The sequence below is a fragment of the Knoellia locipacati genome (assembly GCF_044791685.1).
Classification (GTDB): Bacteria; Actinomycetota; Actinomycetes; order Actinomycetales; family Dermatophilaceae; genus Knoellia; species Knoellia locipacati_A.
The window spans coordinates 3,692,132-3,713,857 of record NZ_CP087730.1 but is presented as its reverse complement, the minus strand read 5'-3'; the positions used below and the strand labels follow the sequence as shown (position 1 = coordinate 3,713,857).

20 protein-coding genes are annotated in these 21,726 nt (G+C 71.3%); 12 read left to right on the top strand and 8 right to left on the bottom strand.

The genetic code is table 11. From position 1 onward, the window contains the following. Window positions 1-86 precede the first annotated feature (86 nt). The 3 genes from LL946_RS17455 to LL946_RS17445 are packed head-to-tail and all read right to left on the bottom strand — an operon-like array spanning window position 87 to window position 4,085. A complete protein-coding gene (locus LL946_RS17455) occupies window positions 87-1,976 on the bottom strand; it encodes a prolyl oligopeptidase family serine peptidase (protein ID WP_404382942.1) in 1,890 nt (629 codons plus the stop codon). 47 nt (window positions 1,977-2,023) lie between these two features. Continuing rightward, a complete protein-coding gene (locus LL946_RS17450; RefSeq protein WP_404382940.1) occupies window positions 2,024-3,580 on the bottom strand; it encodes a multicopper oxidase family protein in 1,557 nt (518 codons plus the stop codon). 19 nt (window positions 3,581-3,599) lie between these two features. Beyond that, complete coding sequence (locus LL946_RS17445; RefSeq protein WP_404382938.1) at window positions 3,600-4,085, bottom strand: hypothetical protein; 486 nt, start codon at window positions 4,083-4,085, stop codon at window positions 3,600-3,602. A 265-nt stretch (window positions 4,086-4,350) separates the two neighbouring features. Here LL946_RS17445 and LL946_RS17440 point away from each other — a divergent pair, with 265 nt between their 5' ends. The 3 genes from LL946_RS17440 to LL946_RS17430 are packed head-to-tail and all read left to right on the top strand — an operon-like array spanning window position 4,351 to window position 6,685. Beyond that, window positions 4,351-5,010 carry a hypothetical protein gene (locus LL946_RS17440; protein ID WP_404382936.1) on the top strand — a complete coding sequence of 220 codons (660 nt, stop codon included), beginning with the start codon at window positions 4,351-4,353 and terminating at the stop codon, window positions 5,008-5,010. Next, on the top strand, window positions 5,007-5,933 hold the full coding sequence (locus LL946_RS17435) for an ABC transporter ATP-binding protein (RefSeq protein ID WP_404382934.1): 927 nt from the start codon (window positions 5,007-5,009) through the stop codon (window positions 5,931-5,933). The genes LL946_RS17440 and LL946_RS17435 overlap by 4 nt, the downstream gene beginning before the upstream one ends. Continuing rightward, window positions 5,930-6,685, top strand: a complete 756-nt coding sequence (locus LL946_RS17430) for an ABC transporter permease (protein ID WP_404382932.1) — start codon at window positions 5,930-5,932, stop codon at window positions 6,683-6,685. The genes LL946_RS17435 and LL946_RS17430 overlap by 4 nt, the downstream gene beginning before the upstream one ends. 161 nt (window positions 6,686-6,846) lie before the next feature. Here LL946_RS17430 and LL946_RS17425 read toward each other — a convergent pair whose 3' ends face one another. The 5 genes from LL946_RS17425 to LL946_RS17405 all read right to left on the bottom strand — a co-directional run bounded on the left by LL946_RS17425 (window position 6,847) and on the right by LL946_RS17405 (window position 13,544). Beyond that, the gene (locus LL946_RS17425) at window positions 6,847-7,500 is read right to left on the bottom strand and encodes a response regulator (protein ID WP_404382930.1); all 654 of its coding nucleotides are present in this window, start codon (window positions 7,498-7,500) and stop codon (window positions 6,847-6,849) included. Continuing rightward, entirely contained in the window at window positions 7,497-9,737 is a 2,241-nt protein-coding gene (locus LL946_RS17420) for a sensor histidine kinase (protein ID WP_404382928.1), read from the bottom strand. The genes LL946_RS17425 and LL946_RS17420 overlap by 4 nt, the downstream gene beginning before the upstream one ends. A 67-nt stretch (window positions 9,738-9,804) precedes the next feature. Then, a complete protein-coding gene (locus LL946_RS17415; protein ID WP_404382926.1) occupies window positions 9,805-10,557 on the bottom strand; it encodes an N-acetyltransferase in 753 nt (250 codons plus the stop codon). Window positions 10,558-10,627: 70 nt separating this feature from the next. After that, window positions 10,628-13,123: a cation-translocating P-type ATPase gene (locus tag LL946_RS17410; protein ID WP_404382924.1), complete on the bottom strand. Its 2,496-nt coding sequence runs from the start codon at window positions 13,121-13,123 to the stop codon at window positions 10,628-10,630. A gap of 91 nt (window positions 13,124-13,214) precedes the next feature. Beyond that, window positions 13,215-13,544, bottom strand: coding sequence for a putative quinol monooxygenase (locus LL946_RS17405; RefSeq protein WP_404382922.1), 330 nt, complete (start codon window positions 13,542-13,544; stop codon window positions 13,215-13,217). A 171-nt stretch (window positions 13,545-13,715) separates the two neighbouring features. Here LL946_RS17405 and thrS point away from each other — a divergent pair, with 171 nt between their 5' ends. From thrS to LL946_RS17360, 9 genes are read left to right on the top strand one after another with little or no spacing between them, the layout of a single operon-like run. Further along, complete coding sequence (thrS, locus tag LL946_RS17400) at window positions 13,716-15,701, top strand: threonine--tRNA ligase (protein ID WP_404382920.1); 1,986 nt, start codon at window positions 13,716-13,718, stop codon at window positions 15,699-15,701. Between the two features lie 18 nt (window positions 15,702-15,719). Beyond that, window positions 15,720-16,193, top strand: a complete 474-nt coding sequence (locus LL946_RS17395; protein WP_404382918.1) for a GNAT family N-acetyltransferase — start codon at window positions 15,720-15,722, stop codon at window positions 16,191-16,193. A 9-nt stretch (window positions 16,194-16,202) separates the two neighbouring features. After that, complete coding sequence (locus LL946_RS17390; protein ID WP_404382916.1) at window positions 16,203-16,769, top strand: HIT family protein; 567 nt, start codon at window positions 16,203-16,205, stop codon at window positions 16,767-16,769. 26 nt (window positions 16,770-16,795) lie between these two features. After that, window positions 16,796-17,437, top strand: a complete 642-nt coding sequence (gene pgsA, locus LL946_RS17385) for a phosphatidylinositol phosphate synthase (RefSeq protein WP_404382914.1) — start codon at window positions 16,796-16,798, stop codon at window positions 17,435-17,437. Continuing rightward, window positions 17,434-18,384 (top strand): phosphatidylinositol mannoside acyltransferase, encoded by a 951-nt coding sequence (locus LL946_RS17380; protein WP_404382912.1) that lies wholly within the window; start codon window positions 17,434-17,436, stop codon window positions 18,382-18,384. Before pgsA ends, LL946_RS17380 begins: the two co-directional genes overlap by 4 nt. Then, window positions 18,381-19,571, top strand: coding sequence for a glycosyltransferase family 4 protein (locus LL946_RS17375; RefSeq protein ID WP_404382910.1), 1,191 nt, complete (start codon window positions 18,381-18,383; stop codon window positions 19,569-19,571). The genes LL946_RS17380 and LL946_RS17375 overlap by 4 nt, the downstream gene beginning before the upstream one ends. After that, window positions 19,571-20,164: a hypothetical protein gene (locus LL946_RS17370; RefSeq protein WP_404382908.1), complete on the top strand. Its 594-nt coding sequence runs from the start codon at window positions 19,571-19,573 to the stop codon at window positions 20,162-20,164. Before LL946_RS17375 ends, LL946_RS17370 begins: the two co-directional genes overlap by 1 nt. Before the next feature lie 21 nt (window positions 20,165-20,185). Next, on the top strand, window positions 20,186-21,118 hold the full coding sequence (gene pdxS / locus LL946_RS17365) for a pyridoxal 5'-phosphate synthase lyase subunit PdxS (RefSeq protein WP_404382907.1): 933 nt from the start codon (window positions 20,186-20,188) through the stop codon (window positions 21,116-21,118). A gap of 3 nt (window positions 21,119-21,121) precedes the next feature. Continuing rightward, on the top strand, window positions 21,122-21,691 hold the full coding sequence (locus tag LL946_RS17360) for a hypothetical protein (protein ID WP_404382905.1): 570 nt from the start codon (window positions 21,122-21,124) through the stop codon (window positions 21,689-21,691). Window positions 21,692-21,726 lie beyond the last annotated feature (35 nt).

Below are 21,726 nucleotides of genomic sequence, written 5' to 3'. Positions count from 1 at the left end.
CCACCCTTCCCGACTCTTGCGGATAGGGGACGCAGAGCGCCCGCTCGAGGCGCCAGAGCCGTCCCCTATCCGCAAGAGGTCAGCGCTCAGTCGGGGGATGGGGTGAAGCCGAAGACCCGCCCGTAGAAGGAGAGCTCGCGCCTCAGTGAGTCCTCGATCGCCGACGCGGCCCGGAAGCCGTGGCCCTCGTCCGGGTAGATGACGAGCTCGACCTCCTGGCCAGCGGCGCGCATCCCCCAGGCCATGGCCTCGGCCTGGGCGGGTGGGACGACCTCGTCGATCCCACCCTGGAGCAGCAGCACGGTTCCCTGCACCTGGTCGGCGTGGTGGACGGGCGAGCGCTCGACATAGACGTCCTTGGCCTCCGGGTAGGGGCCGACGAGCCGGTCGAGGTAGCGCGACTCGAACTTGTGGGTGTCCGTGGCCAGCGCCTCGAGGTCGGCCACGCCGAAGTAGCTCGTCCCCGCGGCGAAGACGTCGCTCGTCGTCAGCGTCCGGAGGACGGTGTAGCCCCCTGCGCTGCCGCCACGGATCGCGAGACGTGCGCCGTCGACCCGCCCGGCGTCCGCCAGCGAACGGGCACCGGTGACGACGTCGTCGATGTCGACGACACCCCACTGCCCGAGCAGCCGCTCACGGTAGGCCCGCCCGTAGCCCGTGCTGCCCGAGTAGTTGACGTCGAGCACCGCGAACCCGCGCGTCGTCCAGAACGCCCGGGAGAGCTGGAGCCCTGCCCCGGTCGCCGCCGTCGGGCCGCCGTGCACGAACACGAGGAGCGGTGGGAGCTCGCCGTCGGCTCCCGTGGCGTCCGGGTGCGTCGGCTCGAGGAAGAGACCGTGGACCTCGTCACCGCCACTGTTGGTCCAGGTCCACGGCTGCGCCGTGCTCGCGTATGCCGGCTCGAGACCCTCGTCGCGGCTGCGGCGGACGGTCGTGAACGGACCACCGACGGTGCCGCGGACGACCGCGGGCAGGTCGGAGAGGGTGCCGACGGTGAAGGCGATCTCGTCGCCGGCGGCCTGGAGCTGGCCGAACTCGACACCGTCCGCCCCGACAGGAGCCACCTCGCCGGTGACCGGGTCGAGCACCCCGAGGCGTCCCACGCCGTCCGTCCACCAGTGCACCAGGACGCGCCCGTCGGTGAGGAACGCGAAGTCGCTCAGGCCGAGCACCCACTGCGGCGTCATGTGGTCGACCTCGGCGGTGTGCACCGACTCGACGCCAGCGCCGGTGTGCCGCTTGAGGTTCCACCACCCGGACTCGTCCGAGACGAACCACAGAGCGCCCTCGGCGTCGAACTGCGGCTGTCCCACCGACACGTTCTCGTCCCCGGCGACCACGGTCCAGTCCAGCGGGCCCGACCCGTCGGTCGACGCGACGCGCAGGGTGGTCGTGTCCCACGGCATGTTGGGGTGCTCCCAGGTGACGACGGCGACCCGGGTGCCATCGGCGGAGACGGCTGGGCGCGACACGAAGTCCGACCCCTGCCACAGCACACGCCCGCCGTCGGCGTTGTCGCCGTCGAGCTCGAGCCGCACGAGCGTGTTGACCGGCTCGCCGTCACCGGAGTGGTCCTCACGGACCACGAGCACGCAGCCGTCGCCCAGGACGAGCCCTCCGTAGCGGAAGCCGCCCTCCGGGGTGATCGCGGTCAGCGCCCCGTCGGCCCCGACGACGTGGACCCGCAGGTCCGGCATCGTCGTGACGACGACGGTTCCGGACCGGACGGCATACGCACCGCCGCCGTACTCGTGGACCCGGGAACGGACGTTGACCTCCCCGCCGACCACGTCCTCGACCTCGTCGGTGGAGCCGACATGCCGGACGAGGACGACCCGTCCGCCCTCCCACGGTCGCGACTCCAGCCAATAGGTATCGGCGCCGTCGACCCGGACCTCGTCCAGCGAGCGGGTGGAAGCGGTGAGGGCGCTGGGGGAGAAGGGAGAGGGCCAGGACCCGAAGGGAAGCGCAGGCATGTCGCCACGGTAGTCGCCGCACGATGGGAGCACGGCGGGGTTGGCCCTCATTCTGGGGTGTTGCGCGCGTCCCCGCCGATGACGAACGGCGACGTCACCCCGACGTAGGCGAGGTGGGCCACGAGTCCCTCCCGGGCGTGTCCGAGGTTGTGGCAGTGGTCCATCCAGATGCCCGGGTTGTCGGCGACGAAGGCGACCTCGTAGGTCTCACCAGCCTCCACGTTGAGTGAGTCGAACCACCACGGGCTGCCCGACGCGCGAGTTCCGTTGCGGGACAGCACGACGGCGTGATGTCCATGCAGGTGCATCGGGTGGACCTCGCCCGACCCGTTGACGATCCGCACCCGGACGACGTCAGCCTCGGCCACCATGAACATCGGAACGTCCGGATACATGCCGCCGTTGATGGTCCACCACATCCCGGGCCGGCCGTCGAGGAAGCCGAGTCGCCGGGCGATGACGTACTCGAAGGTCCGCGTCGGCTTGCCGGCGTCGAACTCGAGCGGGGTCGGGGTCCCGTAGGACAACAGGTCCACCTCCTCCCGCGGCGCGCTGGCCGGAGGAGGAGCCGACCCGTCGCCGACCACGATTGAGGCGCCGGCGACCTGCAGCCGCACCGCCCCCACCGGTGGCACCGTGACCTCGAGATCGGCGCGCCCACCGGCCGTGACGGAGACCGACCGGTTGGTGACGGTCGTCGGCTCGTGCACGTCCCGTCCGTCGACGGCGACAACCCTGTATGCCGTGCCGGTCACCCAGACCGGGATGGGACCGGGGTCGGTGTTGATGACTCGCAGGCGCGCCGCGGCCCCCGGTGGGGCTCCGGCCCTGGACTCTCCCGCGCGCCCGTTGAGCGTTCGCTTGCCGCCATAGGTGTGGGAGAGGGCGATGACGTCGACCGTGGACCCGGGCACGACCGCCCGCGAGGTGTCGGAACTCGGGGCGACGACGAGTGCGCCGAGGAGCCCGCCGCGGACCTGGGGGTCGGAGACCTGGTGCGAGTGGTACCAGTAGGTCCCTGCCTGTGCGATGAACCGGTAGACGTGCCGCCCGCCGGGTGCGATCGCGTCCTGGGTGACACCGGCGACGCCGTCCTCGGCGTTCGGCACGTCCACGCCGTGCCAGTGCAGCGTCATGCCCTCGGCGACGTTGTCGTTGCGGACCCGGACCTCGACCAGCTGCCCCTCGACGGCAGTGATGGTGGGACCCGGCGTCCGGCCGTTGAGCGCGAAACCCTCGACCTCCCTGCCGTCCGGCAGACGCACCCTGCCCTGGGTGGCCACGAGGTCGACGACGACGTCCGCCCGGCGGGACGGGTCGGTCACGAGCGAGCTGACGGACCTGTCCGGCGCCTGCCCGCGTCCGGCGTCAGGCGCAAGGGCCCCCACCGACCCGTGACCCGAATGTTCCTCGGGTCCGGCCTGCCCCTGGTGGCCGTCCGCAGGACTGCCCGCCGGCATCCCGGGGTCCATCGTGCCCATCGACATGACGTTGTAGCGATCGGGCAGTCGGCTGGAGAACCACGCGGCGGTGACGACGAGCACCAGCACTCCGGCGAGGCCCAGGGCACCCCACCTCAGGAACCGGGCCAGGGGCCGTGTCACCGCCACGTCCTCGCCCATGTCAAAGACCGGCCGAGGTCAGTTCCACGTCAGCGGCTTCGTCGTTCCCGCCGACACCGGAGGCGGGCTTGTGCCGCGCGACCATCAGGGCCGCCATGAACACCAACAGGGCATTGAGTCCGTGCGCCAACCCGAACAGCGGGCTGTCGACGATGGCCATCCCGAGCCCGTGCTGGACGAAGATGAGCCCGAAGAGGATTCCGGCGTTGCGCCGGGCTTTGGGCAGCTTGGCGCCGAACGAGATCCCGACGAGGATGAGTGCCACTACCGGCATCAGAATCCCGTTGAGGGAGTGGATCTCGAAGGCGATCGCCTCGGGGAATGGTGGCTCGCCCCCGCCCTCTGCTGCTTCGGCGAGGGCCTTGTCCATGACCCCGCCGTTCTCGATGAACCGGTTCTCGCCGCCCACGCCCCAGGCGATCAACGCGGCCTGCAGCATGACGAACCCTGCGATGACCCACCCGAGGACGTTGTATGCCTTGCGCATGTCGCGCCTCCGTAACTGTTGTCGGGTCCGGCACACTCACGTCCGGACGTGGACCGACTGGGGACACAGTGCGGGCACGGCGTCCCGGCCGTCATGGGCGCGGTCCCGGCTCCACCCGGGAACTTCCAGTCCGCGCGACCAGTGGTGGTGGGTGCCATACGGGTATGCCGTGGCTCACCCTGGTGACTCTCCGGTGTGATTTCTCCCGGGCCGAACCGGGACGCAGCCCATGCGGACCGGGACGGCCCGAGCGAACCATCACGGCATGGAACTCATCACCTCGGCTCGCCCCACCAGCGCACCAGACGGGGATGCCCGAGCCCGAGTCGGCGTGAATGCCGTCGGCTCGGTCGCCCTCGGCGGACTGTGCGGGCTGGCTTGGGCCTGCGGCCTCCGCGGGTTCATGGCTCAGGTCACGACCGAACCGTCGAACGTCACGTGGACCGGCACCTTCGTGTTCATCCTCGTGCCAGGTCTGGTCACGGGGTTGCTGTTGGGTTGGGCCGGTCATCTCCGCCACACGTCGTTGAACTCGCGCGGGCGATGGTTGGTCCTCTCACCCTTCGTCTTCGCCGTGAGCCCCCTCACTGACCTCGTGAGGACCGGTGCCACGCTTCAGGGCGGTATGGGCGGCGGAACGCTCGCCGTCCCGGCCATCGGCATTGTCGGTGGCTACGCCCTCGCGGGCCGCCGGGGCTGGGCCCGAGTCGTCTGCGGTCTGGTCGCGCTGTCGGTGATTCCCATCTGGTCACTGACCGCGACTGACGTCGGAGGTGAGGCCCTCGGCCTCACCGGCGCCAGGGGGCTGTGGGTCGCGCTCCACTACTGGACCTTCCTCGCGATCCTCATGGTGGGGTGTGCGGTCCCGCTCCGGATCGGACGTGCCCTGCCCCCTGAGCCGTCCATCGCTGGAGGCCGGCCGTGACCGCCGTCGTCGAGTTCCACGGCCTCTCCAAGTCCTTCGGGGACGTGTCGGCCGTCGACGAGGTCAGTGCCGCGGCACGGCCGGGCGAGGTGACTGCTCTGCTCGGACCAAACGGGGCCGGGAAGAGCACCACGCTGAGGATGCTGCTGGGACTCGTGGAGCCGGACAAGGGGACCGCGACGTTCGCAGGCAGGCGGTACGACGAGCTGCCGGACCCCATCCGCCAGGTCGGTGCGGTCCTCGAGGCCTCGGGCTACCACCCAGGGCGTACGGCGTTCGACCACCTGCGCATCCTGACAGTCGCATCCAGGCTGCCCCGCGAGGCGCCCGAGCGAGTCCTGGCCGAGTGCGGACTCTCGGCTGACGGCGGTCGCCGCGTCGGCAGCTTCTCCCTGGGGATGCGCCAACGGCTGGGGATCGCCGCCGCCATGCTCGGCGACCCGAAGGTGCTCGTCCTCGACGAGCCGACGAACGGCCTCGACCCGCCGGGCGTCCGGTGGCTGCGTGGCTACCTCCGCAGGCTCGCGGACGAGGGGCGCACGGTTCTGCTTTCCAGCCATGCCCTGACCGAGGTGGAGCTGATCGCCGACCACGTGCTCGTCATGGCTGGCGGGCGCTTGCTCAGGTCCTCCAGCCTTGCCGCGCTCCGGGCCGAGGCCGGCGTCGGCTCGTGGGTGCGGACGCCGGACCCGGACCGGCTCGCCCACGCCCTCGACGCGGCCGGCCACACGCACCACCGTACTGACGGTCACCTCGCCGTGGACGCGACACCCGAGCAGGTCGGGGAGCTCGCGGCACTGCACCGGATCGTCCTGCACGGCCTGGAAGGGACGGCGGACCTCGAGAAGGCCTTCTTCCGACTCACCCGGGATCCCCACTCCCCAATGGAACGTCCGCTGTCGGCCGAGGGGGTGCTCTCATGAGGACCCTGCTGGCCGCAGAGCTGCTCAAGCTGCGCAGCACGCGAGCGACGGCGCTGTTGGCGCTCGCGACGCTGCTTCTCGCGGTGCTCACCGTCGCAACGAGTGTGCCCGGAGTCATCGACGAGAACGCATCGCTCTCCCTCGACGACCCCGACCTTCTGGCCATCGTCGTGGGGACCGGCTTCGGCGCACCGTTGGTGTTGATGTCGCTGCTCGGCGTGCTCGCCTTCACCCAGGAGTTCCGCTACGGCACGATCACCTCCACGTATCTGGGCGAGCCGCGCCGCACGCGAGTCCTCGTCGCGAAGGGGCTGTCGTTGGCGCTCGCCAGCGTCGTCATCACCACAGTGACGCTCGCCGTGACCCTGACGCTCACCATCACCCTGATCCGCTCGCAGGACGGCAACGTCACCTTCGCCGCTCAGTTCTGGCAGACCGTCGCGGGCGGGTTCGTGGTCATGGCGGTGTACGGCGTCATTGGCGTCGCCATCGGGGCGCTCGTCCCCAACCAGATCGCGGCGATCGTCGGGGTGGTGATCTGGATGACCGTCGTCGAGCAGATGTTCATCGAGATTCTCCCGGAGGCGGGACGCTGGCTGCCCTTTGCCGCCGCCAGTTCGCTGATGGAGCTGAGTGCGTCGTACGGCGTCCAGTTGCTGTCGGTCGCCATGGGCGGGCTCGTCCTGCTCGGCTACACGGCCTCGTTCGTCCTCCTCGCGCTGCGCGTCACGCCACGGAGGGACGTTCTGTGACCGTAGGGCGCCGGCAGCACCCCTGCCGGCCTTCCTCCCGGGCACGTCTCCGAGGCAGCCCTGCGCAGCGGTCTGGTTCGCCCTGCTGGTCAGCCACCTCGGGCGCTGACCGACTGAGGCACCGAACGCTTGCAGCTCCGTGTTCGACGAGACTCCGGGCCTCAGGTGAGGCCGGCCTCGCGCGCCTTCGCGACGGCGGCCGATCGGTCCGCGACCCTCAGCTTCGCAAAGATCGAGGACACGACGTTCCGGACCGTCTTGGGGCTCACCCCCAGGAACGCCGCGATGGCGGCGTTGTCCCGGCCCTGCACCATGAGGCGCAGGACGTCCCGTTCCCGGGCGGTGAGGTGGGCCAGGGGCCCGTGCTCGCGCTGGAGGGTGGCGAACCACGAGGCCAGCCGGGTCGCCAGGGCGGGGGAGAGGACCGCCCCTCCCTCGGCGACCGTGCGGATCGCGGTGATGACCGACGCCGGTTCGGCGGTCTTGACGAGGTAGCCGCGTGCGCCGGCCTGCATGGCTCGGAAGACGAGGTCGTCGTCGTCGTACATCGTGAGCATGAGGACCGCCGTCCCCGGTGCGGCCGCGATGATCTCCCGGCAGGCCCCGACGCCGTCGAGGTCGGGCATCGTGAGGTCGAGGACGACGACGTCCGGGGAGAGCAGCTCCACGAGGTCCACGGCCTCACGCCCGGTCCCGCCCTGGCCCACGACAGTGACGTCGGGTGTCGTCCCGAGCAGCCCGGCGAGACCCTCCCGGTAGAGCGGGTGGTCATCCACGAGGACGACGGTGGTGGCGGCACCCGGTTGCGACGTCATGGGCGTGACGCCGTCGGGGCGGACGGCGCGGTGGTCGGGAGCTCGGCGCGCACGACAGTCCCACCCTGCGGTCGCGTGCCGATCGTGCACGTGCCCCCGAGCTCCGCGGCCCGTTCGGCCATCGAGGTCAGTCCGACCCCACGACGGTGGGCGGACGGCATACCCACTCCGTCATCCTCGACGACCACGACGAGACGGTCCGCCTCGCGCGCCAGCCGCACCCTGCACGTCGTCGCCTCGGCGTGCCGCGTCGCGTTGTCGATCGCGCTCCGGACGATCCTGTATGCCGCCGCCTCGGTGGCCGCTCCCAGGGGCGCCTGTGCGGGGTCGTCGAGTCCGTCGACGACCACGTCGACCAGCGGTCCGGGCGCCGAGTCAGCGATGAGCCGGACCGCCTCGACGAGGCCGAGCTCGTCGAGCGCTGGCGGCCGCAGGTCGTAGGCGAGGGAGCGCAACGACTCGGCCGACCGGGCCGCGGTCCGGGCGATGTCGCCGAGGAGGCCCCGGGTGTCGTTCGTCGTCGTCGGGTCGGCCAACGCCCGACGAGCGGTCTCGGCCTTGAGGGCCATCGCGGCCATGGTCGGGCCGATGTCGTCGTGCAGTGTCCGCCGCAGGGCCCGTCGCTCCTCCTCGCGCGCGGTCACGATGCGCTCGCGCGACCTCTGGAGCTCGAGCGCCATCCGGTCGGCGCGCAGTCGGCTGCCGAGCTCGCGCGCGATGTCGTCGAGGAGGCGGTGCTCGGTGCGGGAGAACCGCTCGTCCCGGCCGCGACGAGCCAGGACGACGCGGCCCACGACGTCGCCGGACCAGGCGGTCGGGAGGTCGACGACGCCGTTGGCCCGTGACTCCGGGTTCCCCGAGCCGACGGGCGAGCCACCCTCGGGAGCGATCTCGAGGTAGGGAACCCGCAGGGAGCGACGGATGTCCTCGGCCAGCGACGTCAGGGACCGGTTCCGGTCCGCAACCTGCTCGGCGATGCGGCTCAGGGCGACGTAGGGCTCGTGTCGGTCGCCGTAGAAGGTGCGGTTCACGAGGCGTGCGAGGCGGACCCGGAGGGGGTTGGTGCCAAGGGCCACCACCACGGCTCCGACGACCGCGATCGGCCCGTCTGCCACGGCGCCGAAGGCCGCCGCGAGCGCCGCTGTGACCAGGAGATAGGTGGCGACGGCCGTGAGGAGGAGGAGTGAGTAGACGATCGTCCGGGTCAGGACGACGTCGAGGTCGAAGAGCCGGTAGCGGAGCATCGTCACGGTCAGCCCGGCGACGCTGACGAGACCCGGGGCGCCGATGAGGTCGTTCGGCAGCAGCGGCTCGCCGGTGAGGAGCTCGGGCACCATCCAGATGCCCAGGGTGAGGCTCGCCGAGACGACGGCGGATCCGGCCACCCAGAGCACCTGCTGCCGGGCCACATCCGCAGGATCGGACCTCAGGGCCCTGCGGACCTTCATGCCGAGCATGGTCAGGGCCGCGAGGATGACGAGGACGGTGAGTGACGACTGGACGACGACCGAGGTGCGGACCCAGCCGGTGAAGCTCGGGCCGCGAAGGGCCGCCGCGAGAATCGCGACCAGCCACAGGGCCGTGGGGCCGAGCAGCGCGAGCCACGTCAGCCGCGTGAGCGACAGCGTCGCCCCCACCTTCACCGGCGTCGGCGTCGGCGGCGGCGTCGGGAAGTGCAGCAGTGCCGCGATGAGACCTCCCCAGCACAGCAGGAACGCGGCCTGGACGTTGGCGAACCACAGCCACCGGGCCGCGCCGCCGAATGCCGCCGACACAGGAAGTCCCGTCATCGTCGCGAGGGTGCTGCCGAGCAGGCCGCCGGCGAAGACGGCCAAGGCGGCAGGTGCGGTCGCCCGAGGACGGCGGCGGACGGAGTGCACGGCGAGGGCGAAGAGCGCGACGACGAAGGCGAAGGACGACGCGGACCGGCCGATCCGCTGTGCCACCACGGTTCCGGGTGCGTTCCGGGGGAGCGTGACCCGGGAGCCGTCCTCGACGGTGAGGGTCACCGAATCGGCCCGGACGCTGGCCCCGGTGACGATCTGTCCGGGGGTGAGCTGGCAGTCACGGGGGACGTCCGGTCGGACACCGGCGGCGGTCCAGGCCGAGGACGAGGGTGCGACCCAGGCACATTCGGTGGGGTACGCCAGGCGCCAGACGGCGAACACGCAGCCCAGGACGAGGACGACGATGGCCACGACGTGCAGGGGGAACGCGCGTACGTCGCCAGGTGCCATGTCCGGAATGATCCTCGCCGCTCGTGGCGGTGTCAGCCGACCGGAGCACGTCGTGGGTGCCGAGCCGTCAGATCCGGTGGTGGACCCAGACCCCCGGCTCGACGTAGACGGCGTGGTCGTGCTCGACGCTCACGTGCACCGGGTTGAGCGCGAACGGCACCTCGACGTCGCCGCTCGTGTCGAACGGCAGCCCTGTCCACTGACGCCACTCCGCGAGCGTCCCCGAGATCGTCATGGCTCGGGGGCAGACCTTGACGACCTCACCGCCGACGCGGACGTGGAGACGCAGCCACGGGTCCTCGGGCAGCCCGTCCTCCCGCTGCCGTGAGACGTAGTCCTTCATCGGGAGCCGGGGCACGAGGTGCTTGCGGCTGGGCCGCACCGGGGCGACGAGGTCATGGAACCCGTGGCGAGCGGCGTTCTGCCGCTTGGCCTCGAGCATGACCGAGGCGAGCCCGGTGCCCTGGAGGTCCGCGCGGATGGCGACCTCCAGCGCGGACACGTGAGTGGCGGCGCGGCCGGCGACCTCGTCGTACCAGGCCCACGTGATGACGCCGTCCCACCCGTCGTCCGGCAGCTCGGTGCGCCCGATCTCCTCACCCATCGCGAAGGGGATGGAGTGCGACTTCGCGACGAGGCGGCCCGGCTCGGCCGCGTCCCAGGCGACGAGGGTCCACGCGGCGAAGGTCGTGGACGCGCGCGAGTAGTACTGGTCGCTCACCGGGTCCCACTTCATGAACTCCGGCCACGGGTCCTCGAACTCCCGGAGCAGGGGCGCCAGGTCCGGGCGCTCGGCGAGGCTGGCGATGACGAGGTCCATGCCAGTGACGGTCGCACACCGGTGCTGCGTCACGCCTCCGTTTTTCGCTTCGCGGCCGGGCGTGCCGCGCTCACCGGCTCCGCATCCGCCGCCAGGCATGAAGCGCCAGCCCGGGCACGGCGGCCACCGCGAGGATCTTCACCACCACGTCCCACGCGAGGGACGTGGTGCCGAGCAGCGCTTGGAAGGGGGCGGCATACAGACCGGCGACGAGGAGGACGGTGGCTGCCAGTACCGCGAGGTCCAGGGCCCGCGCACGCCTGCCGCCACCCTGTCCTCGACGCGCCCGCAGCGCCAGGGCTATCCCCAGCTGACCGGCGCCGAGCGCGAGGAACACCGCGGTTCGGCGCTGGTGCTCGTCGCCGCTGACGAAGCCACCGACGAGCAGCGCCATCACGGTGAGTGACAGGGTGACCGCGACGAGCCGCGCCACCGCAGCGCGCGGGAAGATCGGTTCGTCCGGCGCCCTCGGCGGCTTCGACATCTCGTCGGGACGGAGGGGCTCGGATCCGAAGGCCACGCCGACGAACCCGTGGGTGAAGAGGTTGATCCACAGGATCTGCGCGGGCAGGAGCGGGAGGGTCAGCCCGATGGTGAAGCCGCCCAGCATGACGCCCACCTCCGCCAGACCACCCGAGACGGCGAAGGTGAGGAACGACTGGATGTTCGCGTAGATACGACGCCCTTCCTCGACGGCGGCGGTCACCGACGCGAGATCGTCATCGGTGAGGACCAGGTCGGCCGACTCCTTGGCCACCTCCGTGCCACTTCGCCCGGCTGCCACCCCGATGTCCGCGCGTCGCAGAGCCGGAGCATCGTTGACCCCGTCACCGAGCATCGCCACGACCTCACCCCGACTCTGGAGGGCCTCGACGACGTCGACCTTCTGGTCCGGCTTCACACGGGCGACCACGGTGAGGTCGCGACAGCGGTCAGCGGTGAGCGTGTCTGGCGTGACCCCGTCCACGGGGAGCACGTGCGGGTCGGCGATACCGACGCGTGAGGCGATGGCGTGCGCGGTCCCGGCGTGGTCCCCGGTCACGAGCACCACCCGGATGCCGGCCTGCCGCAGCCCACGCACGACCTCCGCAGCGGTCGTGCGCGGAGGGTCGCCGATCCCCACGAGCCCGGCCAGGGCCCACTCCTCCCCGTCCGTCCGATCGGCGACGGCGAGGACCCGCAGCCCCGAGGCCGCCAGCTCCGCGGCGACCCGGGTGACGACCGCAGTGGCGGGCACCAGCTCGAGCTGCCCCAGCACGGCCTCCGGCGCTCCCTTGAGCACCTCGAGCTGGTGCCCGTGTGCGTCACGGTGCGTCGTCGTCATCGTGCGTACGTGGTGGTCGAAGGGGCTCTCGGCCGTCCGTCTCCAGGCCGAGCGCCAGGCCTCCGGGCGTGGGCCCGACTTCGCGGCGAGAGCCAGCAGGGCTCCCTCGAGAGGATCCCCGATCACGGTCCAGGCGCCCTCGTCGTGACGCAGCTCGGCGTCGTTGCAGAGCACCACGTCCCGCAGGAGGCGGTGCAGCTCCACGTGCGTCTCACGGGGTCCACGGTCCGATGCCGCGATGGCGCCCTCGGGGTCGTAACCCTCCCCGGTGACCGCGAGGCGCTCCCCGTCGACCCATACGACCTGCGCCAGCATCCGACCCTCGGTGATGGTGCCGGTCTTGTCCGTCGCCACCACGGTCACCGATCCCAGCGTCTCCACCGCCGACAGGGTGCGCACGACGGCGTTGCGCCGTGCCATCCGGTGGGCGCCCAGCGCCAGGCCGACAGTGACGACGGCGGGCAGCGACTCCGGTACGGCGGCGACAGCGAGGCTGAGGCCGACCACGAGCATCTCGGTCCACGGCCGGCCCTGAACCAGCCCGATACCGACCACCAGGACGGTCAGGACGAGGACCAGCGCGACCAGTGCGCGGCTCAGGGCGGCGAGTCGCCGTTGGAGCGGTGTGGGCCGGTTCCCCGTGGCGGCGATGAGCGCCGCGATCTGGCCGATGCCGCTGGCGGCCCCGGTGCGGGTGACCAGCGCGGTGGCGCTCCCTCGGGTGACCCGGGTACCCCCGATCACCTCCTCCCCGGCGTCGTGTGGCACGGGAAGCGACTCCCCGGTCACCGGGGCCTCGTCCAGCTCGAGCCCCCGGCCGCCGACGACCACGGCGTCGGCCGGGACGATGTCGCCTGCGAGCAGCTCCACCACGTCACCGGGGACGAGCTGGTCCGTGGGCAGCTCCACGGTGCAGCCGTCGCGTCGAACGCGCGCCGTGGCGGCGACCAGCTTGCGGATCTCGTCCATCGCACGTTCGGCGCGGAACTGCTGGACGACGCCCACCGTGGTGTTGAAGACGACGACAGCCAGGATGATGGTGGTGTCCGGCCAGTCACGCAGCGCCGTGGTCACGGCGGATGCGGCGAGGAGCAGCAGAATCATCGGATCCCGAAGCTGTTCCACGGCGCGCGCGAGCACTCCACGCCGTCGGGGTTCAGGAGCCCGGTTGGGCCCGATCTCCGCGAGGAGCCGCTCCGCCTCCCGCGACGTCAGACCTGCAGGCACGATGTCGACGGGCACGACATCCCTCCCTCGGGTGGTGAGGAGTTCAGTCAAGGTCGTGCTGCAGGTCCCCGCGAGTGCCGAAGGTCCCGCCCTCCGCGACCAGACGTCAGGAGCGGTCGACGGCCATCTCGCCCAGCGCGGACCACTCGGTGCCCGGGACGCTGGCGTTGACGATCCGCGGCGTCTCGGCGAGGTGCGGTGGCAGGTCTTGCTGCGCGGCCCTGAAGTGGTCGGAGCCGACGTGGGCGGCGCCCGCCTCGTCGTCGCGGAACGCCTCGACGAGGACGTACTCGTGCGGGTCCTCGAGGCTGCGCGACCAGTCGAACCAGAGGCAGCCCGGCTCGGCGCGCGTGGCCTCGGTGAAGGCGCGCGAGATCTCCGGCCAGCGGTCGGCGTCCTCGGGGCGGACGAGGAAGCGGGCGGTGATGAAGATCAAGGGAGGGCTCCTTGGTGGGTGCGTTCCAGCGCCTGGCGAATGCGCCCGACCCTACCGACGCCCCCGGGAACTGCGTCGCGCCCGTGGTTTTGCGGCGGATAGCATCGGTATGCCGTGCCGGGACGTCCGAACACGGCATACCTTCCGCAGTTGTCACCCCAGGAGAAGCCTGTGTCAGCCCAGATCAGCGTCCACGTCGCCGGAGACGAGCGATCGGTGGACCCGGGGACGACGGCGGGTGACCTCTTCGAGGGCCAGCGTGACGTTCTGGTGGCCCGGGTGGGCGGCGAGCTGCGCGACCTCGCCCACGTCCTCGCCGACGGCGACCAGGTCGAGCCGGTCACCGCACAGGAGCAGGACGGGCTGGATGTGCTGCGGCACAGCGCCGCCCACGTGCTCGCCCAGGCCGTGCAGCAGGTGCACCCGGACGCCAGGCTCGGCATCGGACCGCCCGTGCGCGACGGCTTCTACTACGACTTCGACGTCGCCGAGCCGTTCACCCCGGACGACCTCAAGGCGCTCGAGAAGGTCATGCAGAAGATCGTCAACGAAGGCCAGACCTTCGTGCGGCGCGAGATCAGCGACGACGACGCGCTCGTCGAACTTGAGAACGAGCCCTACAAGTGCGAGCTCATCGGTCTCAAGGGCGGAGCGGCCGGCGACAAGGCCGAAGGAGCCGACGTCGAGGTGGGTGGGGCCCAGCTCACGATCTACGACAACGTCCGCCGCGACGGCACCCGCGCGTGGGGCGACCTCTGCCGGGGCCCGCACGTGCCCACGACCAAGGTGCTCGGCAACGCCTTCAAGGTCATGCGCAGCGCCGCCGCCTACTGGCGCGGCTCCGAGAAGAACCCCCAGCTGCAGCGCATCTACGGCACCGCGTGGCCGACCAAGGACGACCTCAAGGCCTACCTCGACCGTCTCGCCGAGGCCGAGAAGCGCGACCACCGCAAGCTCGGCGCCGAGCTCGACCTCTACTCCTTCCCGGACGAGATCGGCTCCGGCATGGCCGTCTTCCACCCCAAGGGTGGGGTCATCAAGCGGGAGATGGAGGACTACGTCCGCCGTCGCCACATCGAGGAGGGCTTCGACTACGTCGGCACCCCGCACATCAGCAAGGAGGGGCTGTTCCACACCTCGGGTCACCTGCCCTACTACGCCGACACGATGTTCCCGCCGATGGAGCTCGAGCACGCCGAGTACCGCCTCAAGGCGATGAACTGCCCGATGCACAACCTCATCTTCCGGTCGCGCGGTCGCTCCTACCGTGAGCTGCCGCTGCGGTTCTTCGAGTTCGGCTCGGTCTACCGCTACGAGAAGTCCGGCGTGGTCCACGGCCTCACCCGGGTGCGGGCCATGACCCAGGACGACTCGCACTCCTACGTCACGCCCGAGCAGGCACCCGCGGAGGTCGAGCACCTCCTCGACTTCGTCACCGGGCTGCTCAAGGACTTCGGCCTCGACGACTACTACTTCGAGCTCTCCACCCGCGACGAGGAGGGCGACAAGGCCGACAAGTTCATCGGCTCGGCCGAGCAGTGGGAGACCGCCACCAAGGTCCTCGAGGAGACCGCCGGCAAGTACGGCGTCGACCTCGTGCCCGACCCGGGAGGTGCCGCCTTCTACGGGCCCAAGATCTCGGTCCAGGCCCGTGACGCGATCGGCCGCACCTGGCAGATGTCGACGATCCAGTACGACTTCAACCAGCCCGAGCGGTTCGGCCTCGAGTACCAGGCCTCCGACGGCTCACGCCAGCAGCCGGTGATGATCCACTCGGCCAAGTTCGGGTCGATCGAGCGGTTCATCGGCGTCCTCGTCGAGCACTACGCGGGCGCGTTCCCGGTGTGGCTCAGCCCCGTCCAGGTCCTCGGGGTGCCCGTCGCCGACGAGTACAACGACTACCTCTGGGACGTCCTGTCTCAGATGAAGGCCAAGGGCATCCGGATCGAGCTCGACGAGAGCGACGACCGGTTCCCCAAGAAGATCCGCAACGCGAGCAAGTCCAAGGTGCCGTTCATCCTCATCGCCGGCGAGGAGGACCGGGCCGCGGGCGCGGTCTCGTTCCGCTACCGCGACGGCTCGCAGAAGAACGGCGTGCCGGTGCAGGACGCGATCGCCGAGGTGCTCGCCGCGGTCGAGTCCCGCGCCCAGGTCTGAGCCGGCCGCGGCTGCGCCATGACTCCCACCGCTCCTGTGCGCATCCGCCTCGCCGAGCCACGTGACGCCTTCGCCGTCGCGGCGCTGACGCTGCAGGACGACCGAGAGTGCGGGGCGAGCATCGAGCCGGGCTTCCTCGACACCTTCGCCGACGCCTGGCTCGCCGACCGCGACCGGGTGACCTTCCTCGCCGAGGAGCAGGACGGTCGCCCGGTCGGCGTGCTCACCGCCTCGGTCGTCACCCAGCTCCCCAGCTCGCGACGCCGGGTCTCGCGGTGGCTCCACGTCTCCCTGGTGTTCGTGACCGCCGACTCCCGTGGGGCGGGTCTCGGTACCCGGCTGCTCGGAGAGCTGCAGGAGTGGTGCAGGACCCACGACGTCTCCCGCGTGCAGCTCGAGGCCGCGCCCGAGGCCCGCTCCCTCTACGCCCGGGCCGGCTTCGCGGCCCCGGCCGCCGCGCTCATGGAGTGGCGCCCGACCCCGTCTGTCTAGGATCGGTCCATGACGGATCAGCGGCCCGGTGGCGACATCCCGACCGAGGCCGAGCACGAGCTCGTGGGGGTCCCCGACGGGTTCGACCGGCTCTGGACGCCTCACCGCCTCGCCTACGTCACGGGGGAACGGCCCTCCCAGGAGGCCGGCGACGGGTGCCCCTTCTGCACGGCTCCCGACCGCGACGACGAGGACGGCCTCATCGTCCACCGCGGCGAGCACTGCTACGTCGTCATGAACCTCTTCCCCTACAACCCCGGCCACGTCCTCGTCTGCCCCTACCGGCACGTGTCCCTCTACATCGACCTCACCGACGAGGAGACGGCGGAGTTCACCGCGCTCACGAAGGCTGCGATCCGGGGCCTGCAGGAGTCGTCGGGCCCGCAGGGCTTCAACATCGGCATGAACCAGGGAGCGGTGGCCGGGGCCGGTGTCGCCGCCCACCTGCACCAGCACATCGTCCCGCGGTGGGGCGGCGACATGAACTTCCTGCCGGTCGTGGGCCAGACCAAGGCGCTCCCCGTCCTGCTCGAGGACGCGCGCGCCCGACTTGCCGCAGCCTGGCCGGGGGAGTGAGCGGCGCCCACTAGGCTGACGCCACCATGCTCAACAAGTACGCGCGCCCCTTCTTCACCAAGCTCTTCACCCCGCTCGCCTCGCTCCTGCTCAGGCTCGGGGTGAGCCCCGACGTCGTGACGATCGTGGGCACCCTCGGGGTCAGCCTCGGTGCGCTCGTCTTCTACCCGAGGGGCGAGTTCCTCATCGGGACGCTCGTCATCACGGCGTTCGTCTTCTCCGACACGGTCGACGGCATCATGGCTCGCCGCTCGGGCCGGTCGAGCACGTGGGGTGCCTACCTCGACTCGACCCTCGACCGGGTGGCCGACGCCTCGGTGTTCGGCGGGCTCGTCCTCTTCTACGCCGGTGGGCAGCACCTGCGCCCCGACAGCGCTCTCCAGGTGCCGCCGGGGGTCATGGCGGCCCTCGCCCTGGCCTGCCTCATCCTCGGCATGGTGGTCTCCTACGCCAAGGCTCGTGCCGAGGGCCTGGGCATGACGGCCAACGTCGGCATCGCCGAGCGCGCCGAGCGCCTCGTCGCCGTGCTGGTGACGACCGGCTTCGTCGGCTGGTTCGTGCCCGAAGTGTTCCTCACCGTCGTCCTCGGACTCCTCGCCCTGGCGAGCTTCGTGACCGTCGTCCAGCGGATGCTCGAGGTCCGCCGACAGGCCCTCGACGTCGCGTGAGCCGCTTCCCCGGAACCGTGCTCTCGCGAGCCGCCGACACCGTGACCGTGGCCGGCTTCCGGGTCGGCTGGTCCCTCATCCGTCGTATGCCGGAGCGCTCGGCCTACGCGCTCTTCGACCGGATCGCGGACCTCACCGTCGCCCGCGGCGGCGGAGCGCGGATGCGCGCCAACTACGCGACGGTGCGCCCAGAGCTCGACGACACCGCGCTCGACGCGCTGGTGCGCGAGGGCATGCGGGCCTACATGCGCTACTACTGCGAGGCGTTCCGGCTGCCGGTTCTCACGCCCGACGAGCTCGCCGCGCGCGTGCGGGTCGAGGGCGACGGCGCGATTCGTGAGGTGCTCGGGGCCGGCGGTTCGGTCGTCTGCTTCCTCGGCCACCTCGGCAACTGGGACCTCGCCGGCGCCTGGGGCGCGGTCCACCTCGGACCCGTGACCACCGTGGCGGAGCGGCTCGAGCCCGAGGAGGTCTTCGGGGAGTTCCTCGCCTTCCGCACCGGCCTCGGCATGACCATCCACCCGCTCACGGGCGGCCCACCGCCCTTCCCGCTCCTGCGTGAGGCCGCCAAGGGTGTCGGGCTCATCCCGCTCCTGGCCGACCGCGACCTCTCCCGCGACGGGGTCGAGGTCGACTTCTGTGGCGAGCCGGCGCGCATGGCCGCAGGTCCCGCGGCACTCGCCCTCGCCGGGAGGCGCCCGCTGCACCCCGTGTCGATCCGGCACGAGCGACGCGACGCGGGCTGGGGCATCGTCATCACCTTCCACGAAGCCGTCGAGGTGCCCGGCTCCGGCACGACGCGCCAGAAGGTCTCGGCCATGACCCAGTCCTGTGCGGACGTGCTCGGTGAAACCGTGCGCACCCACACGGCCGACTGGCACATGCTGCAGCCCGTCTTCACCAAGGACCTCGACCTCGACCGGCTCGCTCGGGCAGGTGTCACGTGAGGATCGGCCTGGTCTGTCCCTACGCCTTCGACGTGCCCGGGGGAGTGCAGTTCCACGTCCGCGACCTCGCCGAGTTCTTCCTGGCGCAGGGGCACGACGTCCGCGTGCTCGCACCGGTCGACGACCCGGAAGCCAGCCTCCCGGCATACGTCACGTCGTGCGGACGCGCGGTCCCGGTGCGCTACAACGGATCCGTCGCACGCCTGACTTTCGGCCCGGTCACCTCGTCGAGGGTGAGCCGGTGGCTGGAGGACGGCGACTTCGACGTTCTGCACCTGCACGAGCCGATCACGCCGAGCGCATCGCTCATGGCGCTCTGGGCCTCGTCCGAGCCGGTCGTCGCGACGTTCCACACCGCCAACCTGCGCTCCCGGGCCATGCACGCGGCCAACCCGCTGCTGCGGACCTCGACCGAGAAGATCCGCGCCCGGATCGCGGTCTCCGAGGAGGCGCGACAGACCGTGCGGCGACACCTCGGTGGTGACGCCTACATCATCCCCAACGGCGTCGACACGAGCCGGTTCACGCCGGACGGCGCGACGACCCAGTGGTCGGGCACGTCGGAGCGTCCCACCTTGGCCTTCCTCGGACGGATCGACGAGCCGCGCAAGGGGCTCGACGTCATCGTCGCCGCGATGCCACGCATCCTCGACACCCTGCCCGGCGCCCGACTGGTCGTCGCCGGACCCGGTGAGGTCGAGGAGATCTCGTCGGGGCTCGACCCGCGGGCGCGCTCCGCGACCGAGTTCCTCGGGGCCGTCTCGGAGGACGACAAGGTCGCACTCCTGCGCTCGGCCGACCTCTACGTCGCGCCGCACACGGGCGGTGAGAGCTTCGGCATCGTGCTCGTCGAGGCCATGGCCGCCGGCGCCCCGGTGCTCGCGAGCGACCTCGAGGCGTTCGTCGCCGTGCTCGGCGACGGGCCGGCCGGCCGGACCTTCCCCGTGGGCGACAGCCACGCGCTGGCCGACGCCGTCATCGAGCTCGTCGGGGACCCCGACGAGCGGCACCGACTGCGCGACCTCGGGCTGCGGCGGGCACGCTCGTTCGACTGGAACGTCGTCGCCCAGCGGGTCATGGCCGTCTACGAGACGGTCATCGAGGGCGCCGACCACTCGCCGGTCGAGCCCATCCTGCGAGGCGGGCTCCTGGGCCGCCTGCGCTGGCCGACGAGAGGTGAAGGGTGATGAGCAACATCGACGTCCTCCAGGTCGCGACGATCGTGGCCCTCGTGCTGCTGGCGGCGGCCTGGTACCTCTCGTACTCCGCCTCCCGCCTCGACCGGCTCCACGCCAAGGTCGAGGGTGCCGTGTCCGCGCTCGACGCGCAGCTCGTCCGTCGCGCCGAGGCGACGCTCGAGCTCGCCACGAGCGGGGCGGTCGACCCGGCCACCTCGCTGCTCCTCGCCGACGCAGCCAGCGAGGCCTTGGAACGGCACACGCACCACCCCCTGAGCCACGACCCGCTCGACGGGCAGACCTTCGCCGGGCGCGAGGACACCGAGACCAACCTCACCGAGACGCTGCGGGCGGCCCTCGTGGCCGACACCGTCGAGGACCTGCGCCGCGACGTCGACAGCCCCGGCGCCCTCGCGCTCTCACGCGTCGAGTCCACCGCACTGCGCGTGCAGCTGGCCCGGCGCTTCCACAACGACGCGGTCCGTGAGGCGCGCCGGGTCCGGTCCAAGAAGGTCGTGCGCGCGTTCCGCCTCGCAGGTCACGCTGCCCTGCCCCAGGCCGTCGACTTCGACGACGACCTTCCCCCTGCAGTGGTCGACTGAGCCAGCCCTACACTTGCGCGCATGAGTGAGTCCAGCGCCGTCCAGACCAACACAGCCGCAGCCTCCACGGAGTCCCACACGGGCACGACCCGGGTGAAGCGCGGCATGGCCGAGATGCTCAAGGGCGGCGTCATCATGGACGTCGTCAATGCCGAGCAGGCCAAGATCGCCGAGGACGCCGGCGCCGTCGCCGTCATGGCACTCGAGCGCGTCCCGGCCGACATCCGTGCGCAGGGTGGCGTGTCCCGCATGTCCGACCCCGACATGATCGACAGCATCATCGAGGCCGTCTCGATCCCGGTCATGGCTAAGGCCCGCATCGGCCACTTCGTCGAGGCCCAGGTCCTCCAGTCACTCGGCGTCGACTACATCGACGAGTCCGAGGTCCTCACCCCGGCCGACTACGCCAACCACATCGACAAGTGGAACTTCACCGTCCCCTTCGTCTGTGGCGCGACCAACCTGGGCGAGGCACTGCGCCGCATCACCGAGGGTGCGGCGATGATCCGCTCCAAGGGTGAGGCCGGCACCGGCGACGTCTCCAACGCCACGACCCACATGCGCAAGATCCGCGCCGAGATCCTCCGCCTGCGCGGCCTCCCCGCGGACGAGCTCTACGTCGCCGCCAAGGAGATGCAGGCCCCGTTCGACCTCGTCAAGGAGGTCGCCCAGGCAGGCAAGCTCCCCGTGGTCCTCTTCACCGCCGGCGGCATCGCGACCCCGGCCGACGCCGCGATGATGATGCAGCTCGGCGCCGAGGGCGTCTTCGTGGGCTCGGGCATCTTCAAGTCCGGCAACCCGGCGCAGCGCGCCGAGGCGATCGTCAAGGCGACGACGTTCCACGACGACCCCGACGTCATCGCCAAGGTGTCACGCGGGCTCGGCGAGGCGATGGTCGGCATCAACGTCGATGAGATCCCCGAGCCCCACCGCCTGGCCGAGCGCGGCTGGTAGGCCGTGACGACGGGGGCAGCGGCCGGCACTGACGGTCCGCTGCTCCCCGACGTGCTCGACTGGGTCAGAGAGCTGCAGGGGCTCTTCTCGAGCCTGCTTCCCGTGCTCCTCGGCCTCGGGGTCCTCGCCCTGTGGTTCGGCACGAGGCGGCTCAGGGTGCCGGCGTCGACGGTGCCGGCAGCCCTGGCCGCGGGCTACGACCCAGTCCGCCCTCCACCGGTTCCGGTGGGCCGGTGGAACGCTCGGGTGACCGAGCACGGCTACCGCGAGCTCCACGGCCACAGCGGCGTGATCCACCTCGAGAACGGCTGGCTCGGCTTCCACCTCGCCGGCGTCCCGACGCCGACGTGGATCGTGCCCACGACGCACCTGCGCGCCGGCAAGTACAGCGTGCTGTCCCAGGCCGAGGTCTGGATCGACTCCGAGGAGACGGGGCGGCTCAGCATCACCGTGAGCCACGAGCAGATCCCCGTCGTCGTGGGCTACGACCTCAAGAACCGCGGTCAGAGGCGCCACGCCGACGAGTTCCTCTGGCTGCTTCACCAGTCCGGCGCACGGGTCCAGCAGGACTGACGAACCCGGCACGCCTCCGACAACAATCGACCAAT